We start from the raw sequence: 19,613 nt of genomic DNA on the forward strand, positions 1-19,613 counted from the left end.
TACTTAAAATAAAGAAAACTTGATATAAAATAATGAATACACCAACGCACATCACATTGTCTAACCCACAGGTTAGTAATCAAACAACTGATTCAGGTAAGGCTGCGTTAGCAACACTGCCACCTGAAGTGCTGGCGGCAAAAAATATTCAGTTTTCTAAAGATTCAGTCACGCTTGATGTGTTTATGAATAAGCATTGGCAAACGATTCGCCTTGGGACAACTGAGACATTCACAAACGTTGAAAAAATAGCAAGCGCTAACATACAGTTAAGTGCAGATGGTAAAAGCTTAACCATCATCCCTAACAATACAACTTTAACAATTAAACAACCGGCTCAGTTGCAACGATTTTTAAATTTTATAAACACCCAAAGTGATATTCAAAACAGTCCACTATCACTTCAGGTGGTATTACAACCAACACCAAAGTTGGTCATTGAAAAATTTAATGCCAGTATTGCTATTAATAAACACGTTGCACAATTACTCGCAGATGAGCCTTTAATAAAGGGGATGATTGAAACGGATAGCAAAGGTACACGACTTAATATTATTAACCGTTTTGCTGATATAGTGCATTCACAGCCAATAAACCAAGCCAAACTAACACAGTTGCTTGCCAGTAATTTAACCCCTGCTCAGCTTCATGCTATGCCTAAGTTTGCGGTATTAAGCCCAAACTCTTTTAAAGACTCATTAACTATTAACCTAAGTCATCGACAATTAAGTGAACTACCTACCATCCCGACTAAGGTAAACATTACTCACCAAGCAGATAAATTACTGATCAAAACCGCTTATCATAATATGACTGTGAGCCTTAAAAACTCATTTAGTAAACCGTTTAATGAGATGCTCTCTTTGCAACAGTCGCAAGGCCTAATTGATCCCTCGCCAAGTAAACAGCATCCGCTCAGCACGATAAACAGTCCCATACAATCATGGTTAAAAAGCAGTTTTGCTGATTTTAAAACACGTATTTTAGATGCGGTAAAGTACTTTGAAAGCAAGCCATTTACGACTTCCTTAAGCTCATCTCAAAAACCAGAATTTACAGGCAATGCTCAGCAAAAATGGCTCACCCCAATGCAAAAAATTGACATGACACAATTAAAAAACGTGTCAAATTTAGCGCCGCCCCTAATGCAATTTACCCAGCAAATAAAATCAAGCGTTTCTATGTGGCAACAACAACCGTTAGCAGCACACGCTTTATCTCCTTTAGTGACTCCTTTTTCATCCTCACCAACTAACGCAGTTACATTTGGTCAGAGCTTACAGCCTTTAGAAAAACTCTTATTAGCAACGGTTTTAAAACACAGTCCAAACACCTCAATAGAACAAAAAGATGCGACCAACCAAATAGTAAGCAGCCAACTTAATACCATTACAAGCAAACTGACTGATCAAGGAACCGATTTAAACCGTTTAGTTAATCAGGCTTTTAATCGCATGTTGTCAGATACTAATTTACACCCAGCAACCATACAGCGCGAAATACTCAGCACCATAAAGCCCACACAACTTCAAAGCGACATTTTACAGAGCTCGTTTAATAGAGGTGTTGAACAGCTTTCATTAAGCATTTTAGCCGCGCCTATCATTAACCAAAATCCAAGTGCAGTGAGTATTAATAATCAAACGGGTTTAGAAGCTTTACTGCAGGTTTTATTACCGACGTTTAAAGTGGGTAATAGCGCCAATAAATTGTTGGAACAATTACAGCAACCACAAGTACAAGCATTAGCAGGTGAATTAACCCAAATTAAGAACACATTAAGCCAAGTACAAACGCCTGCTATTAGTCAACAACCTGACACAAACGCCTTGGTGCAATTTTTATTACCGATGAAGCTGCCTGCTGAAGCGGCGCAAACAGAAATAACTTTAGGGCAGTATAAAAAGCACAGTAGCGGTAAACTAGCGGATAAAAATGTCTGGTTTGTTAGGCTCAACTTTGATTATGCCGAACTGGGTAAGCTACAAATAATCGCAGAACTCATGGATAAAGCTTTAGATTGTCAGTTGTTAGCCTCAACCCAAGCGGTGAGCGCTTTAGCTCATCCACATCTTGATAATTTACGCTCAAAACTGGCAAAACAAGGCTTACAAGTGGGTGAGCTTAAACTAAAACGAGCGGATGATAACCATCAAGCATTTTACCAATCGCATGCCATTATTAATATTAAGGTTTAGTCATGACTGAGTCATCAAAAAGCAATTCAGCAATTGGACTACTCTACGAGGCGGGACATTCACCCATTGTAAGTGCTAAAGGGTTTGGTGAACTGGCGGATGAAATTATTGCCCTAGCCAAAGAAAAAGGAATTTTAATCCATCAAGATGAAGCACTTGCAAATACACTATCGAAACTAGACCTCGCAGAAGAGATCCCCAAAGAGTTGTACTTTGTTATTGCTGAGCTCATTGCGTTTTCATACGTGGTTAGAGGAAAGTTTCCGCCTGGTTGGCAAGACTTTCAGGGAAAGCTAAATATAAAAGCATAACGCAGTGTTATAAAAGCAAAAAAGGCGCTAAGCGCCTTTTTGTTTGTGTAATGAAAACAACAGTTCAGCCTCGGCGCGGGGTAATTCACATTCGCGAATAACCTCATCTAAATCAGCACCTAACTCAACCATTTTTACTGCACGAGAGTATATTTTAGCATCGGGGTCATCGTATTTTTGAGCTGCTTGTTGCTGTATCAGCTCTTGGTTTTGTTGTTCTACCTCAAGCACACGCTTACCAATACTCAGTAAACCGGTTCGCAACTCTGACACTTCGCTACGTAAAATATTAATCTGCTCTGATGAATCTTTAAACTGTTGTAATTGCGCGCCAAGCTCACTCGCATAGCGCTTTTTAAACATCACAATTAAAAGCAGCGAGAATAGTCCAAAAACTAAACCCGCAATAGCAATACCAAGTAATAACATAGTTTTATGTAGAGAAGCTTATATATCGCTTAACTCATCCCATTCGTCATCACTGAGTAGTTTATTTAAATCAACCAGAATAAGTAACTCATTGTCGCGGTTACATACACCTTGAATAAATTTAGCACTTTCCTCTGTACCTACATTTGGCGCACTGTCAATTTCAGAGCTACGTAGGTAAACAACCTCAGAAACGCTATCGGCTAGAATGCCAATCACTTGCTCTTCTGCTTCAATAATTAAAATACGTGAATTATCCGTCGCTTCAATATCAGGTAAACCAAAACGAGAGCGAGTATCAATAACGGTAACAACATTACCACGTAAGTTAATAATACCAATCACATACGAAGGTGCACCTGGTACAGGAGCAATCTCGGTGTAACGCAGTATTTCTTGCACTTGCATTACATTTACGCCATAAGTTTCATCTTCTAGCTTGAACGTAACCCACTGCAAAATCTCATCATTATTATCTGCATTTTTCTTAGCTGACAGTAATTTATCTTCACTCATGCTCTTACCTCGTAATGGTCATTACTTGTGACGGCTATCTAAGCCTTTCTCTAATAGTGCGTTTAAATTATTAACATCTATTAAAGCACACATTTTTTCTTTAATTACTCCAGCAAGCCATGGGCGCTTACTGTTATTTGTACGCCATTTTACATCTTCTTTACTCAATGTAATGTTATTTATTAGTATTTCTGCTAATAAACCCCATTGGCTATCACCTAAAGTGATGAGATATTGATAATTTAAAGATGCCTCTAACTGCTCATCGTACTTTTCAGGCATAACCCAGCGAGCGGTATCAACAACATTGAGTTTTTCTTCTCGGTTGATCATAACCCCTTTAAACCACTTAGGCTTGCCAAATAAATGATTTACTTCTCCAAGCTCATGAATGCCACCTAAGGCTTTTAGCGGAACCGCTAAAGTAAGCCCTGCCACTTCAAAAAACAGCGCTTGAAACTCACCATCAAAGTAGTCAGCTTCACCACCTACAACCACCTCTTGCTCAGGCACGACGTGTTGCTCTTGGTGGGTGTCAATTTCTACATTCGATACTTGCTTATTAAGCTTTTCAACTTCAACAACAGGCTCAACTATTACTGGTTGTTCTTTTTGCTCTTCATACGTTACCTGCTCAAGCAGTTTAGCAACAGGCTCAAGGTCTTTTGTTGGTTCGTCATCAGATAATAACGCCCCTAAGTACTGAGTGACTACTTTTTCATTAGCAAATAATTGCTTACTCATTTATTAACCTTGTTTTATTAAATATTTAAGTAATGCTTTATAAGCATAGACTCCACGCGCATTTGGGCAAAAATCTACCGGTACTTTTTGCGCTAAACTTGCATCTCTAAATTTAGTATCAACAGGAATAACGCCTGGCCATACTTTTTCTTTATACGTTTCTTGTAATGTTTTATAGGCCTCAAGCGATGCTTTGGTTCGTTTATCATACATAGTTGGAATTATAGTATATTCATAGCTTTTCGCTTGAGAGGTTTGCATTAACTCCATAGTACGCATCATTCTATCGAGCCCTTTAAGCGCCAAGAACTCAGTTTGCACCGGCACTAACACTCTTTCACAGGCGGCAAGCGCATTGACCATCAGCACACCTAAAACAGGTGGACAATCTAAAATTGCGTAATCGTAATACTCGCTAATTTTAGCCAGTGTTTTTTTTAAAATCAGGCCCATTCCCGTTTTATTACCCATGCTACGGTCAAGTGTCGCGATCGCCATAGTTGCGGGTAAAATATCAAGGTTTTCAATTGTTGAGGGGCATAATGCTTGCAATATTTCTTCGCTTTTCATACTCGAGCCGCGAGTAAAAATATCGTAAACACTGACCTCTAAATCTTCTGAATCAATACCAAAGTAATAGGTTAGTGAAGCATGAGGATCTGTATCAATCAATAACACGCGCTTGCCTTGAAGCGCAAGGATCCCTGCAAGGCTAACCGCTGTAGTGGTTTTGCCTACTCCCCCTTTTTGATTGGCTACTGTCCAAACTTTCACATTACATCCTAATTACTGTTCGTTGCGCGTTGTAACACGGATGCCACCATGCGGTAAACGGATTATTTTTATTGTATCGTCTTGGGCAGGTAGCTCAATTTCTGGCTGACTTTGCTCTGATACTGAAATTGATGATTTCGTTTGTTCATCAGAGGGCTCTGGTGCTAAACCATATTTAGAAAGTGCAATCACGACTTTACGGTTTTCAGCACGCCCAGCTTCGGTATCATTATCGGCAAAGGGCGAGTATTGACCATACCCCTCAATGGCCATGCGCGCGGATTCAATGCCCAAACGCTCTAGCTCAACTAATATTGAGGTTGCACGCGCCACTGATAACTCCCAATTAGAACGAAATATTTCATTTCGTATGGTTTCGTTATCTGTATACCCGCGTACTCTTATATAGTTATCGACTGATGCAATGATTGCTTCAATTTTTTTTACAATCTCTTTGGCCTTGTTATGTGCAACAGCACTACCACTGGCAAACAACAATCCGGAATTGAGCTCTATAACCAACCAGTCTTGGCTTAGTTCTAAGCTAGCCTCGCCACTGCGTATCTCATCAATTAGCGACGATTGTAATTTAGCCAATAAACTATCCAGCGGCTTACCTAAGTGGCGTTGACTAATATTGCTATTGTCACTTTGACCATCGAGTAACATTGGGCCTTGCTCTTGCTCTTGAATACTTTCGCCATAGAGTATTTCAGCCTCAGGGGTCACCCTTTCAAGCAATAAAGCATCACCATTTACCCCGTTACCCTGCTGAGAATATTGTTTTGCAGACTTATCAAAAACATGCTCAAGAGAATCAGATAAAACCTTGATGTTGTCTTCTTTGTTTATCGCAATTGCATACAATACAACAAAAAATGCAAACATTATGGTCATATAATCCGCATAAGAAACTAACCAACGCTCAGTATGTTGGCTCTTTAATTGGTGATGACGTAAGCGACGGCGTAACATAGGCGCTAATGGGCCTGTAAAATTGGACGTTCAACGCGGTAGGCTTCAAGCTTTAGTTCAATATTAATAGGGCTCTCACCTTGGCTAATAGCAATTACACCTTCCGCTAACATTTCGTGATAAAGCATCTTTTGTTCAACCCGTTGCTTTAGCTTATTGGCCATAGGTAAAAATAATAAATTAGCCAAACCAACACCATATATAGTTGCAATGAACGCGGTGGCAATACCCGTTCCTAACTGCTCAGGATCGTTAATAAATGACATGGCTTGAATAAGCCCAAGTACCGCACCTAAAATACCAATAGTTGGGCTATACCCACCCATTGCTTCATATACCCGGCTAGCCTCAAGTAATCGTTCTCGCTCAAGTAATAAGTCAATCTCGAGGGTATCGCGTAGTTTTTGCTCTGAACAGCCATCAACTAATAAACTCAGTCCTTTGGCGGCATAGGGATCTGAATGCGCAAGTGCTTCGTTTTCTAATGCTAAATACCCTTCTTGACGGGCTTTATGCGACCAGCGTTTTACTTGCTCAATAGCATCTTCAATATCATGGTCGTCGGTAACAAAAACCCAATGAGTAATACTAAGCATTTTTTTAAATGTATTGGCTGATGTTTGTAACATCACCGCACCTAATGTACCGCCTAATACAATAATTAGTGCAGGCCCATTAAACAGCGCAGATACCACACCTCCCTCTAAAGAATAACCGATTGCAATAGCACCTAATGCAACCAGTAATCCTAAAACAGAAAGCTTATCCACAGCCAACCTCTCTTTTTAAGCGTGCAGCCACATCATGAAGGCTAATGCTTTCGCTCGCTAAACCTGCACTGGCTATCGCCTGAGGCATACCATAGACAACACAGCTTTTTTCATCCTGAGCCCAAATTGTAGCGCCAGTTTGCTTAAGCATGCGAGCACCATCACGACCATCTGCACCCATGCCTGTCAAAATAATGGCAAGCACATCACCTTGATACGCTTTGGCCGCACTGGCAAAGGTAATATCAACACTTGGTTTATAGTTTACTCGTTCATTTTTATCTTCAAACACACGAAGGGTTCTATTAGAGCCACGTCCTTCTACCATCATTTGCTGGCCACCTGGCGCTAAATAAGCGCACCCAGGTTGTAATCTATCGCCTTGCTGCGCTTCTTTTACCTTAATCTTACACAAGCCATCTAAGCGAGTAGCAAAGGCCGGGGTAAATGCAGCAGGCATATGCTGTATGAGTAAAATAGGGTGTGGAAAATTAGCAGGTAATTGCGTCAAAATAGTTTGCAGTGCAACTGGCCCACCTGTGGATGTACCAATAGCAACTAACTGATACTGCTTACCACTGGCACGCGCTGAGGCACTGCTGTTATTAGGTGCAGGACTCGCATTATTAAAGCTACGATCAGGTTGAACTATCGGCTTTTTAGCAAGGTTAGAAAAGCGTTCAGAACTGTTTGACGCTGGTTTACTAATACTTGGAGATGGGGCCGTTCTCGTAATTCTTCCAATACGCTGGCGGCCTATTTCCTTAACCTTATTTTGCAATAACTTAATTGCATCATCGTTATTGCGAGCAATATCTTCAAACTTTTTAGGTAAAAAGTCCATCGCCCCAGCATCAAGCGCATCCAAAGTGGCAGATGCCCCTGCTCGTGTTAACGATGAAAACATTAAAATAGGTGTTGGATTACTCGCCATGATCTCTTTCACAGCACTAATACCATCCAGCACCGGCATTTCAACATCCATGGTGATAACATCAGGACGTAACTGAGCTGTTTTTTCGACGGCCTCTCGGCCATTTACAGCAAAGCCTATTACCTCAATGCCGCTGTCTTGTTCAAGAATTTCACTCACTCTGCGGCGAAAAAAGCTTGAATCATCAACTACTAAAACTTTAACAGCCATTTCGCTCTCTTATTCAATGAATGGGTAGGCATAAAGTTTATACCTACTTTTTATTATCCAGCGTAATGCTTTAGCATACTCGGTACATCTAATATCAGTGCAATTCCACCATCAGAGGTAATAGTCGCACCCGCCATACCCGGCGTACCTTGCAATAATGCATCTAGAGGCTTGATCACCACTTCTTCTTGACCTATTAGTGAATCAACAACGAACCCTACTTTTTGAGTCCCTATTTGCACAATAACGACATGCCCTTGTGCTTTTCGCTGACCTCTATCAGCGCCTTTTATAAGCCAATGTTCAAGGTAGAATAATGGAATCGACTTTTTACGAACAATAATCGTTAGCTGGCCATCAACCACATTAGTTTTTGTTAAATCTAAGTGGAATATTTCACTTACACCCGCTAGCGGCAAGGCAAAGGTTTGCTCTCCCACCACCACCATTAAGGTAGGCAATATCGCAAGTGTTAGTGGAACTTTGATTTCTAAAGTAGTCCCTACGCCCATTTCTGATTTTATGTTAACCGAGCCATTGAGCTGAGTGATTTTTGTTTTAACCACATCCATACCAACACCACGGCCAGAAATATCTGAGATTTCTTCTTTGGTTGAAAACCCAGGTGCAAAAATAAGGTTATAAGCTTCAGTATCAGAAAGACGACTCGCTTGGTCGTGATCAAGCACCCCTTTACTAATCGCAATCTTTTTAAGCTTTTCAGCATCCATACCGGCACCATCATCTTGGATGGTAAGTAGAATATGATCACCCTGTTGCGAAGCTGATAAAGTCACCGTACCTGTTCTAGGTTTACCCGATGCTTCACGAATATCGGGCATTTCAATACCATGGTCGACCGAGTTGCGAACCAAATGCACCAATGGATCGGCCAATGCTTCCACTAAATTTTTATCTAAATCGGTGTCTTCACCGACAAGTAATAAATTAATATCTTTTTTAAGTGTTCGTGCTAAGTCACGTACAACACGAGGAAAACGGCCAAATACTTTTTTAATCGGCTGCATTCGTGTTTGCATTACTGCACCTTGGATATCAGCAGTCACAACATCTAAGTTGGAAATAGCTTTACCCATAGCCTCGCTATCAGAGTTAGTCGCCAAACTCACTAAGCGATTTCGCACAAGTACTAACTCGCCCACCATGTTCATTATTTGGTCTAGGCGTTTGGTATCAACACGTACTGTTGTTTCTGCCGGTGGAGGCGCTGCTTTTTTAGGCGGCGCAGCTTTAGCTGCTTGTGCCGCAGGAGCCGGCTTAGCTGGCTCTGGTTTAGGCTGTGGCTTAGCTGCAGCAACTGGTTCTGGCTTTTTAGCTGCCACTGGTTCTGGTTTACTTACAGGAGCCGGTGTTTCTATCGACTTAGGTGCACCTTTACCATGAAGTTCATCAAGTAACGCTTCAAACTCGTCGTCACTTATTTCATCATCGCCCGAGCTTTGCTCGTTACTTGGTGGAGCCACAGGAGCTGATGGTGTTTGTTGTGGTGTACTTGCGGTTGCTTGGCTCACTTCGCCAAAGCTGCCTACACCATGAAGTTCATCCAATAAGCTGTCAAACTCATCGTCAGTTATATCACCACTGACATCATTGTCACTTGATGATGATTGTTTTTCTTGTGGGGCTTGCCCTTTTCCATGAAGTTCATCAAGTAGGCTTTCGAATTCGTCTTCGGTTATTTCATCAATCTGAGACTCAGTACTGCTGCTATCTGAGCCGCTAAATAATTCATCAAAAGCAAACGGGTCTTCTTCAGCATCGTTGCTCGGTTGCTCTGCAACTGGTTCGGGCTCTACCGATGGGGTTTCGACAGGAGCTATATCTTCAACCACAGAATCGCCGGCAAGCTCTTCTGCTGTCGGTGGCTGTCCAAGTTTGTGAAGTACTGCAAGTAATTCTGGATCAGCAGGCTCTGGCTGGTCACGATTTTTAATCGTGGCAAACATTTCATTAATGGTATCCAGTGCTTGTAAAATCACATCCATTAATTCAGAGTTAACTGTTCTTACACCTTGGCGCAGTAAATCAAACACATTTTCAGCACCATGACATGCATCAACAAGCTCTGTCATAGCCAAAAAGCCAGCGCCACCCTTTACAGTGTGGAAACCGCGAAATATTGCGTTTAGTAGCTCAGTATCATCTGGGTTGTTTTCCAGTTCTACTAACTGTTCAGATAAAAGCTCAAGGATTTCTCCGGCCTCTACTAAAAAGTCTTGTAAAATATCTTCATCGACTTCAAAGCTCATGCAGTACTCTCCTATTAGAAGCCCAAACTTGATAATAGATCATCAACTTCATCTTGATCAGATACAACATCATTACGCGTTTCTTTATCAATAATAGGCCCTTCGGGACCTGCTAGTGTTTGTGCAACAATGGGATCTTCTATTTTTTCTGGTTGTTCAGTTGGTTCAACCTCACCACCTTGCGCTGCAAATGCAGTTAACAGGTGAATTAAACTTTCTTCAACTTCACGGACAAGTTCAATAACACGGCGAATAACCTGACCGGTTAAATCTTGATAGTCTTGAGCCATCAGCACATTAGTCATCAGCATTTGTAACTCATCGGTTTTGTGATGAGAACTGCTCATAAACTTATCAATACTATGACAAAGTGATTTAAACTCACCAAGCTCTATTTCGCGGTTCATTAAACGATCCCACGTTGGCTTGATATCAGCTATTTCGTCAGCGATTTCTTGTGCTAATGGTAAGCTTGCTTCAACCGCATCCATTGTCTTATTGGCTGCGTTTTCTGTCATTTCCATGACATAGTTAAGGCGTTTTTTTGCGTCAGGGATGGCATCAGTGGTAATGTCTGTTAAACGCGTGTCTAACTCGAAACTTTTTAAAGCTTCGTGCAGTTGACGCGTCAACTTACCCACCTCAGCAAATAACTGTGATTGCTCTTGTGAAGCTGTTTCTAAAATTAACTGATTCGCTTTATCTTGCTCACCATTTTCTAAAAAAACAACTAACTGGCGAGCTTGTTCTAAAGTAATCTGAGGCGCAGCAGGTGCTGACATAAGCCTCTCCCTCTCATTAACCTAAGCGTTCGAACACTTTTTCTAATTTAGTTTTCAATGTACCTGCAGTAAATGGTTTAACAATATAACCATTAACACCTGCTTGGGCCGCAGCAATTATTTGTTCTTTTTTAGCTTCTGCTGTAACCATTAAAACAGGAATATGCTTTAATTTTTCATCAGCTCGAATTGCCCTTAAAAGATCAATACCTTGCATGCCTGGCATATTCCAATCTGTTACAACAAAATCAAACGCTTGATTTTGCAACATAGGCAAAGCAGTTGACCCGTCATCTGCTTCTTGAACATTGGTAAAACCTAAATCGCGCAACAGGTTTTTAATAATACGTCTCATTGTTGAGAAATCATCAACAACAAGAATTTTAATGTTTTTATCCAAAACATCCTCCAGTGAGGCCTGAACCTTTATTTACTTACTTCTAGTTTATCCAGTCATTGATTTTTGCTTTAAGCTTAATCATCGCCTGACCATGTATCTGACTTACACGCGATTCACTTACATCGAGTATATGCCCAATTTCTTTTAAATTCATCTCATCGTTATAGTACAAAGAAAGCACCATTGCATCTTTTTCCGGTAACGACTTTATTGCACTGAGTAAAGACTCATTAAACCGTTCATTTTTAACATTATTGAACGGTTTGTCTAGTGCTAAATCTTGGCCATGAGGTGTAATCACATCATCATCTATACCAAGGTCTTCAATACCTAACACTTTGCTTACATTTACATCGTTTAAAATATGATGGTACTCATTTAGCGAAATTTCAAGTTTTTCAGCAACTTCACTATCTTTAGGTTCACGGTTTAAACTGTTCTCAAGCGCAACAATAGTCTCTGCAACCAAACGGCTTTTTCTGTGAACTGAACGTGGAACCCAATCGCCTCGGCGCATTTCGTCTATCATCGCACCACGAATACGAATACCGGCAAAGGTTTCAAAGCTTGCGCCTTTGCTTGCATCAAAGTTTTTTGAAGCTTCAATTAAACCAATCATACCCGATTGAATTAAATCATCTAGCTGCACACTGGCCGGTAAACGAGCAATTAAATGGCACGCCACTTTTTTGACTAATGAGGCATGCTTTTCAACAATCATATTTAAATTCTGTGTTGACTGATATCCCATAGCTCTATTCACCGGTATTGTCATTGTTAGTTACTAACTAGTTTCTCAATGAAAAACTCTAAATGACCCGAGGCTTGACTAGGTGTTGGCCACTTAGCAATTTTTGTAGCCAGTGTTTTAAAAGCAATTGCAGCAGGCGACCCAGGAAAAACCTCAACAATTACTTTTTGGCGGCGCGTTGATTTGCGCATATTTTCATCATATGGAACCGTTGCAACCAACTCCATTGATATATCTAAAAATCGGTCGGTAACCTTTGAAAGTTTTGCAAACAATTCCTGCCCTTCGCGTAAACTACGCACCATATTGGCAACAATTTTAAATTTATAAACGCCGTGCTCACGGCTAAGTACTTTAATTAAAGCATAGGCATCGGTAATTGATGTAGGCTCATCACATACCACCACAACCACATCTTGCGCTGCGCGAGAAAAACTCAGCACCATATCGGAAATACCCGCAGCGGTATCAACAATTAAAATATCAAAGTCGGTGTTAAGTTCACTAAATGCACGAATAAGTCCAGCGTGCTCTGAGGGTGATAACTCAACCATACTTTGCGAACCCGATGTTGCAGGCACTATTTTTATGCCTGCGGGACCTTCGACTAAAATATCATCAAGTTCACATTCGCCCGATAAAACATGAGATAAATTACGCTCAACGCGCAGTCCAAGCATCACATCACAATTCGCTAATCCTAAATCAGCATCTAGTACAAGCACACGTTTGCCTTGTTGGCCTAACGCGATTGCCGTGTTAAGGGATACGTTCGTTTTACCCACTCCACCTTTGCCGCCGGTGACAGCGATAACTTTTACGCCGTTATTATTATTCTTGCTCATTTTGCGAAGGCCGCTTGCTTGATCTAAAACTGTGTTAATCATACATCTCTACTGTGCTCGACGCCACTGATTGGTGTCGTGATTGTTGTGCTTTTATTCTTTTTAAATACAATTGCTCAGCTTTTTTTACTAGTTTTTCGGCATTTGCCACTCTAATATCTTCTGGTACTCGCTGACCGTTAGTAAGATACCCTATTGGGAGACGATTTTGAATCGCAATACTAATAATCTCACCTAAACTCAATGACTCATCAAGTTTAGTAAAAATACATCCGCTTAGCTGTACTTTTTTAAAGTGCCTTACTGTTTCTTGTAATACATTAATTTGCGCCGTCGCACTTAATACTAAATAACTACGTATATCAACACGCTGATTACGCATCAAGGTGTTTAACTGCTCAGTTAAGCGTAAATCACGTTGACTCATTCCCGCTGTATCAATTAAGACTAGACGTTTATTTCGTAAATGGTATAAAACTTCTGCTAATTCATTTGCATCTTTAACTTGTTTAACGCCACAACCTATAATACGACCATACGTTGCTAGCTGCTCATAAGCACCAATACGGTAGGTATCGGTAGTAATAAGCGCTACTTTATCGGCACCGTATTTTTGTGCACCCAATGCTGCCAGTTTTGCAACTGTGGTGGTTTTACCCACGCCTGTAGGCCCGACTAACGCAAAAACACCGCCTTGGCGAAGTATTTCGTTGTTCGTGGTTTGCATTTGATCTTCAACCATGTTCAATAAAGCTTTCCAGCCTTGTTGGCGAGACACATCGTCTGGTACAAAACATGCCATTTGCTCAGCAACATTTTTTTCTATCCCCATACCGACTAAGCGGTCAATCATACATGCACGGGTCGGGTCGCGACGTGCCATATCTTGCTGCATTAAACCTGATACTTGGTGCTCTAATAGTTGACGAATTGCGTTCATTTCTTCACGCATTGTGCTGATGTCACTGGATTCTTTATGAATTGTTTGCTGACGCGGTGCGCTAGGTGAATCTAAATCGTCAAAGCCACTGTCTAAGTCGTCGAAACCTAAGCTATCGGCTTGGGTGCGAGGACGCACTGGCGCGCTTTGTTCACGTTCAAACATATTTTTAGGTCGTGATTGCACAGGCTCTTGTTCTTGATAGTGACCAGAAGTGTCAATGCCAGAGTGTGAAAACATTGAAGCAAGCTCTGCTGAACGAGGACGTGGAGACTGACGCTCTAGTAAAGCTTGTAAGCTATCTGCAACCTTTGCCTGTGGCTTAGGTTGAGCGCGTTGCGGTTCTGGTTTAACAAAATTATGTGAACTTTGCTCAGTATGTGCAAATGAAGCTCTTGCAGCAGGTTGGCTTTGAGGCTGCTCTGGCGGTTTTGTCGCTGCTTTGTCGTAATCAACTGCAGCAACAATTTCAACGCCATTAGCTAGTTTTTTATTTGACATAATAACCGCATCAACACCCAACTCTTCTTTTACTTCTTTTAGTGCAGTGCGCATGTCTTTAGCAAAAAAACGTTTAATTTTCATAATTCAAACCCCTTTAAAATCTTATTGTTGGCCTACAGAGCTGACAATCTTGATCTGTCTTTCATCTGGTATCTCTTGGTAAGACATCACTCGCAATCCTGGAATGGTGTATTTAACAAATCGAGATAACACAGTGCGTAACATTCCTGACGTTAGCAATATTGAAGGTTCACCGGCCATTTCTTGATTTTGATGCGCTTCATTCAATGATGTTTGAAGTCTATCAGCAAGCCCTGGTTCTATTCCGGCACCTTCATCACCTGCATTTTGAAGTGACTGATGCAACATCTGTTCCAACTCAGGCGCCAAGGTTATGACAGGGATTTCAGAAGACATACCAACGGCATCTTGGACGATTAATCTACGCAGTGATATTCGCACTGCAGCCGTTAATACATCTGGGTCTTGGCTGCGAGGTCCATACTCAACAAGGGTTTGAACAATTGAGCGCATATCTCGTATTGCTACCCCTTCATTTAATAAATTTTGTAGTACTTTAACGATGGTGGTCAGCGGTAATACCTCAGGTACAAGTCCTTCAACTAAGCGAGGGTGACTCTTACCTAACATATCTAATAAGTTTTGTACTTCTTCATGTCCGAGTAATAATGCGGCGCTATTGGTGAGTAACTGGCTAATATGGGTTGCCACCACGGTAGCCGAATCAACCACCGTGTAACCTAAAGACTGTGCTTCATCTTTTTGATCAGGTTTTATCCAAACTGCATCTAAACCAAACGCAGGATCTTTAGTTTCAATTCCTTTTAGCGGGCCAAATACTTGGCCTGGGTTAATCGCTAATTCATCACCATGTTTAAGCTCACCCTCACCACTTGATACACCCATCATGGTTATGCGGTATGCATTTGGGTCGAGTTCTAGATTATCGCGTATATGCACCGGCGGCACTAAAAAGCCCAGCTCTTGAGATAGTTTTTTACGCACTCCTTTAATACGGTTTAACAGCTCGCCACCTTGTGATTGGTCAACGAGAGGAATGAGTCGGTAACCGACTTCTAGACCAATAACATCAACTTGTTGAACATCATCCCAACCCAGTTCTTTTTGCTCTTGTTTAGCCGCAATTCCGGTACCTGAGGCGGCATTTTCGGCTTCTTCTGCTTCTGCAGCGGCTAATTTCAGTTTATTTTGCTGAGTATAGTATGCAAGGTAACCTAAAAGCGCCCCTAAGCTTAAAAATGCAAGGTGTGGCATACCTGGGACTAAGCCCATAGTAATAAGGATACCTGAGGCAATAAATAACGATTTTTCGTTACCTAATTGCTTCTTAAACTGATCGCCCATGTTGTGCGATTCATTTTGACGGGTTACAACAATTGCAGTACCAATTGAAAGTAGTAATGAAGGTAATTGCGCGACTAAGCCATCACCAATGGTCAATAGTGTGTACACTTCCATAGCGCGTGAAAAACTTAAATCATGTTGGATCATGCCAACAAATAAGCCACCCACAATATTGATCACTAAAATGACTATGCCAGCAATAGCATCGCCTTTTACAAATTTACTAGCACCATCCATAGAACCATAAAAGTCAGCTTCACGGGTTACTTCCTCACGACGTTCTCTGGCTTGCTCGGCACTGATAAAACCGGCATTCATATCTGCATCTATGGCCATTTGCTTACCTGGCATAGCATCTAGAGTAAAACGCGCTGATACTTCTGAAATACGACCAGCACCTTTGGTGATTACCACAAAGTTAATGATGATCAGAATTAAAAACACCACCAAGCCCACGGCGTAGTTACCACCGATTACCACTGAACCAAATGCTTCAATGACTTTACCAGCAGCATCCCCACCGTTATGACCCTCAAGCAATACCACCCGGGTACTGGCCACATTGAGTGCTAAGCGCATTATGGTTGCAATTAATAGCACCGCTGGGAACATACCAAACTCAAGCGGTTTCATGGTGTATACAGTGACCAGTAATACAACTAACGCAAGCGCGATATTAAACGAAAATAATATATCAAGCAGGAATGGAGGCAGTGGTAAAATAACCATGCCCAGCGCAGCCAACACCAAAAGCGGTGTACCAACGCCCTTCGCATATTCTTTTTTATCTTTATTAAGTTGTTGTAATACCGCTTTAAATTCCATAACTCTACAATTTCAAAAAATTGACACTACGCTGAAATTGCAATAACTATTCCAAGTTAGTTGGTTAGCAGTTAATACTTAAATTCATCGGGGATAGGCAGCTTTTTATTAAGGGCAACAGGGCGTTTTCCACGACCTTTTTTAAACCGTTTAAGCTGAAACACATAAGCAAGCACTTGAGCAACCGCAGTAAAGAGCTGATCGGGGATTTGCTCACCCACTTCTGCAGTATGATAAAGCGCTCGGGTTAAAGTTGGAGACTCAACAATAGGCACTTCATTACCCAATGCAATTTTACGAATTTGCATGGCGAGCTCATCCACACCTTTGGCTAATACAATAGGCGCGCCTGCTCGCTCTGTATCGTATTTTAAAGCTACGGAATAGTGAGTAGGGTTGGTAACAATAACATCGGCGTCTGGCACATCCTGCATCATTCTCTTTTGCGACATTTGACGTTGGGTTTGCCTTATGCGCGCTTTAATCTGCGGATCACCTTCTGAGTTTTTATATTCGTCTTTTACCTCTTGCATAGTCATTTTAAGCTGTTTGTTATGACTATAGCTTTGAAATGGGGCGTCAATAGCAGCAATAATAATTAAGGTGCAAGACATGCCTAAAAACATCCACGCTAAAATTTCCAAAGCATGAACAATATTGCCAGGCGCACTTTCTATACTTAAATGTAAGATTTCATCAAAAAACGTATTAATTAAAAAAATAGCAAATGCGGCCACCAAGCCAAACTTTAATAATGACTTAAGCAATTCTATAGCCGCTTGTGGACCAAACATGCGGGTAAAGCCTTTCATTGGCGACATTTTACTGGCTTTGGGCGCAGCTGCTTGCCAACTAAAATTAAAGCCGCCAAGCATGGTATTACCGATAAATGCAGCCAATACAATAATGAGTACAAACATCGACATAGGAAATAACAGTACGTCGGCCACCTCTCCCCATACGGCAAACATTTTGGTGGTGTCGTAGGTTTCATTGCGGTTAAGACTCAGCATTCTTCCCATAATGCGGTACAAGCCTTTGCCAATTTCAGGCCCATACATTAATAAGGAAATAGCAGAAAAAATAAGCACAAACATGGTACCTAACTCTTTAGAACGCGCTATTTGGCCTTTCTTTTTAGCATCATCAACTTTTTTTGGGGTGGGTTCTTCGGTTTTTTCTTGTCCGGAATCTTCAGCCATTACGCTCTCCTAAGGGGAACAACCAACTAGAGTACACATCAGCTCAACCATTTTTAGCCATTGGAACTCAAACTGAGTGACAAAGTTACCGAGCGTTGCCCAAATAATAACTAGCCCTGCCACTAAGGTAAACGGGAAGCCTATCGAGAAAATATTTAACTGCGGTGCAGCACGGGTCATAATACCAAATGCCATATTAATAACCAGCATGGCGGTTAATGGTGCTAATGACAGCACTAATGCAGTGGTAAACATCCAACCACCCCATGTCACTATGTCCCAGTAATGATCAACCGCCCACCAATTGCCATCAATCGGGAGTACTTCAAAACTGTGCACCACCATTTGAATCATCATTAAATGACCATTAAACACAAAAAATAATAAGGTAGCTAATATTAGATAAAATTGCCCCACTGCAGGCACACTCATCCCATTAGAGGGGTCAACAACAGATGCAAAACCTAAACCGGTTTGCATAGCAAGAATTTGACCGGCTAACACAAACGTATTTAGTAATAGTGTGGACGCAAAACCAATTGCGACACCAATCAACATTTGTTGGAGTACCACTAAAATCATTTCAAAAGAAAATAGATTAGTAAATGTAGCAGCAGGAAGAACAGGAACAACTAAGAAGGTGACCACAACAGCCAAGCCCATTTTTATTCGAGCAGGTACGTTTTTTGCTCCAATACCCGCCATGATCATGATCATTGAGCTGATGCGCACTAAGGGCAGTAAAAAATCACTTAACCATTGAATGACAACGGAAAATGGAAATTCCATTGTTAACCTGCAATTTCGGGGATAAGCAGCACTAAGCGATTAAAAAAGTCCATTAGCTCTTGAGTAAACCAATGTCCTCCCACAATCAGGGCACTGATGGTGATTAATAAACGCGGTAAAAAACTCAGTGTTTGTTCGTTAATTGAGGTTGCTGCCTGAAACACAGCCACAACCAACCCAATAATTAAGCCAGGTACCACAATGGCAGACACCAGCTTAATCACTAAAAATAGGGCTCCACTTAAAATATCAACAAATACTTCAGGTTCCATGGACGACTCCTAGTGTGGTTGGTTCAATGAAGAGTGCACAACTACGTGCCCAAGCCAAAGCTTTTAGCGAGTGTACCCATCACCAAGCTCCACCCATCAACCAATACAAACAACATAATTTTAAACGGTAGCGACACAATCATGGGCGATAACATCATCATACCCATGGCCATCAATACCGATGCAACCACCAAATCGACAATCAAAAAGGGAATAAAAAACATAAAACCAATAATAAAAGCGGTTTGTAACTCACTGGTCACAAACGCAGGAATAAGCACAACCATTGGCGTTGCTTCAGGCGAGTCAAGCTGATCGTAACCTGCTATTTTAGCAAAGGTTTCTAAATCTTTTATACGTACCTGTGAGAGCATAAACGCTTTCATTGGCTCTTTGGCTAAATCAAGTGCTTCAAGTGACGTTACTTGTTCACTTAAATACGGTTCGATAGCGCGCTCATTTATTTGCTCATAAATTGGCGCCATAATAAAAATACTTAAAAACAGCGACATACCTAGTAATACTTGGTTCGAAGGCGTTTGCTGCAAACCAATGGCTTGGCGCAAAATAGCTAAAACAACAATAATTCGAGTGAAAGAGGTCATCATGATAATGGCGGCTGGAATAAAGCTCATAGCCGTCATGATCGCCAACACTTGTAGCGTCACTGAGTAGTCTTGGGTGCCATCGGCATTAGTGGTGATCGTCAGCGCGTCAATCCCCTCGGCATTGACCCCTGGGGCGAACACCATGGCAAATAGGAAAAGCAGCCATTTAGTCATAATA

The 19,613-nt window shown here is 41.3% G+C and carries 20 protein-coding genes; 2 read left to right on the forward strand and 18 right to left on the reverse strand.

Annotated elements, in window-relative coordinates; all coding sequences use genetic code 11:
* Window positions 1–32 precede the first annotated feature (32 nt).
* On the forward strand, window positions 33–2,198 hold the full coding sequence (locus A9479_RS02455; RefSeq protein ID WP_064662607.1) for a flagellar hook-length control protein FliK: 2,166 nt from the start codon (window positions 33–35) through the stop codon (window positions 2,196–2,198).
* A gap of 2 nt (window positions 2,199–2,200) precedes the next feature.
* Window positions 2,201–2,509: an EscU/YscU/HrcU family type III secretion system export apparatus switch protein gene (locus tag A9479_RS02460; protein ID WP_010387940.1), complete on the forward strand. Its 309-nt coding sequence runs from the start codon at window positions 2,201–2,203 to the stop codon at window positions 2,507–2,509.
* Between the two features lie 27 nt (window positions 2,510–2,536).
* Here A9479_RS02460 and A9479_RS02465 read toward each other — a convergent pair whose 3' ends face one another.
* The 18 genes from A9479_RS02465 to fliP all read right to left on the reverse strand — a co-directional run bounded on the left by A9479_RS02465 (window position 2,537) and on the right by fliP (window position 19,609).
* Window positions 2,537–2,938, reverse strand: a complete 402-nt coding sequence (locus A9479_RS02465) for a DUF2802 domain-containing protein (RefSeq protein ID WP_008112228.1) — start codon at window positions 2,936–2,938, stop codon at window positions 2,537–2,539.
* A gap of 18 nt (window positions 2,939–2,956) precedes the next feature.
* The gene (locus A9479_RS02470) at window positions 2,957–3,454 is read right to left on the reverse strand and encodes a chemotaxis protein CheW (RefSeq protein ID WP_008112225.1); all 498 of its coding nucleotides are present in this window, start codon (window positions 3,452–3,454) and stop codon (window positions 2,957–2,959) included.
* 21 nt (window positions 3,455–3,475) lie between these two features.
* On the reverse strand, window positions 3,476–4,198 hold the full coding sequence (locus A9479_RS02475; protein ID WP_064662608.1) for a chemotaxis protein CheW: 723 nt from the start codon (window positions 4,196–4,198) through the stop codon (window positions 3,476–3,478).
* Window positions 4,199–4,201: 3 nt separating this feature from the next.
* Entirely contained in the window at window positions 4,202–4,972 is a 771-nt protein-coding gene (locus tag A9479_RS02480) for a ParA family protein (protein WP_008112222.1), read from the reverse strand.
* Between the two features lie 12 nt (window positions 4,973–4,984).
* Window positions 4,985–5,947, reverse strand: a complete 963-nt coding sequence (locus A9479_RS02485; RefSeq protein ID WP_016899237.1) for a flagellar motor protein MotB — start codon at window positions 5,945–5,947, stop codon at window positions 4,985–4,987.
* A 5-nt stretch (window positions 5,948–5,952) separates the two neighbouring features.
* On the reverse strand, window positions 5,953–6,717 hold the full coding sequence (locus A9479_RS02490; RefSeq protein ID WP_028833993.1) for a flagellar motor protein: 765 nt from the start codon (window positions 6,715–6,717) through the stop codon (window positions 5,953–5,955).
* The gene (locus tag A9479_RS02495) at window positions 6,710–7,861 is read right to left on the reverse strand and encodes a chemotaxis response regulator protein-glutamate methylesterase (RefSeq protein WP_016899235.1); all 1,152 of its coding nucleotides are present in this window, start codon (window positions 7,859–7,861) and stop codon (window positions 6,710–6,712) included. The genes A9479_RS02490 and A9479_RS02495 overlap by 8 nt, the downstream gene beginning before the upstream one ends.
* 53 nt (window positions 7,862–7,914) lie before the next feature.
* Window positions 7,915–10,131 (reverse strand): chemotaxis protein CheA, encoded by a 2,217-nt coding sequence (locus A9479_RS02500; RefSeq protein WP_064662609.1) that lies wholly within the window; start codon window positions 10,129–10,131, stop codon window positions 7,915–7,917.
* Window positions 10,132–10,145: 14 nt separating this feature from the next.
* The gene (locus A9479_RS02505; protein ID WP_010387932.1) at window positions 10,146–10,913 is read right to left on the reverse strand and encodes a protein phosphatase CheZ; all 768 of its coding nucleotides are present in this window, start codon (window positions 10,911–10,913) and stop codon (window positions 10,146–10,148) included.
* Between the two features lie 16 nt (window positions 10,914–10,929).
* The gene (cheY, locus tag A9479_RS02510) at window positions 10,930–11,313 is read right to left on the reverse strand and encodes a chemotaxis response regulator CheY (protein ID WP_008112210.1); all 384 of its coding nucleotides are present in this window, start codon (window positions 11,311–11,313) and stop codon (window positions 10,930–10,932) included.
* A 40-nt stretch (window positions 11,314–11,353) separates the two neighbouring features.
* Window positions 11,354–12,064, reverse strand: coding sequence for an RNA polymerase sigma factor FliA (locus tag A9479_RS02515; RefSeq protein WP_008112209.1), 711 nt, complete (start codon window positions 12,062–12,064; stop codon window positions 11,354–11,356).
* Window positions 12,065–12,090: 26 nt separating this feature from the next.
* The gene (locus A9479_RS02520) at window positions 12,091–12,951 is read right to left on the reverse strand and encodes a MinD/ParA family protein (protein ID WP_010387928.1); all 861 of its coding nucleotides are present in this window, start codon (window positions 12,949–12,951) and stop codon (window positions 12,091–12,093) included.
* Window positions 12,944–14,434, reverse strand: coding sequence for a flagellar biosynthesis protein FlhF (gene flhF / locus A9479_RS02525; RefSeq protein ID WP_064662610.1), 1,491 nt, complete (start codon window positions 14,432–14,434; stop codon window positions 12,944–12,946). Before flhF ends, A9479_RS02520 begins: the two co-directional genes overlap by 8 nt.
* A gap of 21 nt (window positions 14,435–14,455) precedes the next feature.
* Entirely contained in the window at window positions 14,456–16,564 is a 2,109-nt protein-coding gene (flhA, locus tag A9479_RS02530) for a flagellar biosynthesis protein FlhA (RefSeq protein WP_008112204.1), read from the reverse strand.
* Between the two features lie 71 nt (window positions 16,565–16,635).
* A complete protein-coding gene (flhB, locus tag A9479_RS02535; RefSeq protein ID WP_013465550.1) occupies window positions 16,636–17,766 on the reverse strand; it encodes a flagellar biosynthesis protein FlhB in 1,131 nt (376 codons plus the stop codon).
* Between the two features lie 9 nt (window positions 17,767–17,775).
* Window positions 17,776–18,555 carry a flagellar biosynthetic protein FliR gene (gene fliR, locus A9479_RS02540; protein WP_013465551.1) on the reverse strand — a complete coding sequence of 260 codons (780 nt, stop codon included), beginning with the start codon at window positions 18,553–18,555 and terminating at the stop codon, window positions 17,776–17,778.
* A gap of 2 nt (window positions 18,556–18,557) precedes the next feature.
* Entirely contained in the window at window positions 18,558–18,827 is a 270-nt protein-coding gene (locus A9479_RS02545) for a flagellar biosynthetic protein FliQ (protein ID WP_010387922.1), read from the reverse strand.
* Between the two features lie 41 nt (window positions 18,828–18,868).
* Entirely contained in the window at window positions 18,869–19,609 is a 741-nt protein-coding gene (gene fliP / locus A9479_RS02550; RefSeq protein ID WP_064662611.1) for a flagellar type III secretion system pore protein FliP, read from the reverse strand.
* Window positions 19,610–19,613 lie beyond the last annotated feature (4 nt).

This window comes from Pseudoalteromonas sp. MQS005, assembly GCF_001661605.1.
GTDB classification, from domain to species: Bacteria; Pseudomonadota; Gammaproteobacteria; order Enterobacterales; family Alteromonadaceae; genus Pseudoalteromonas; species Pseudoalteromonas tetraodonis.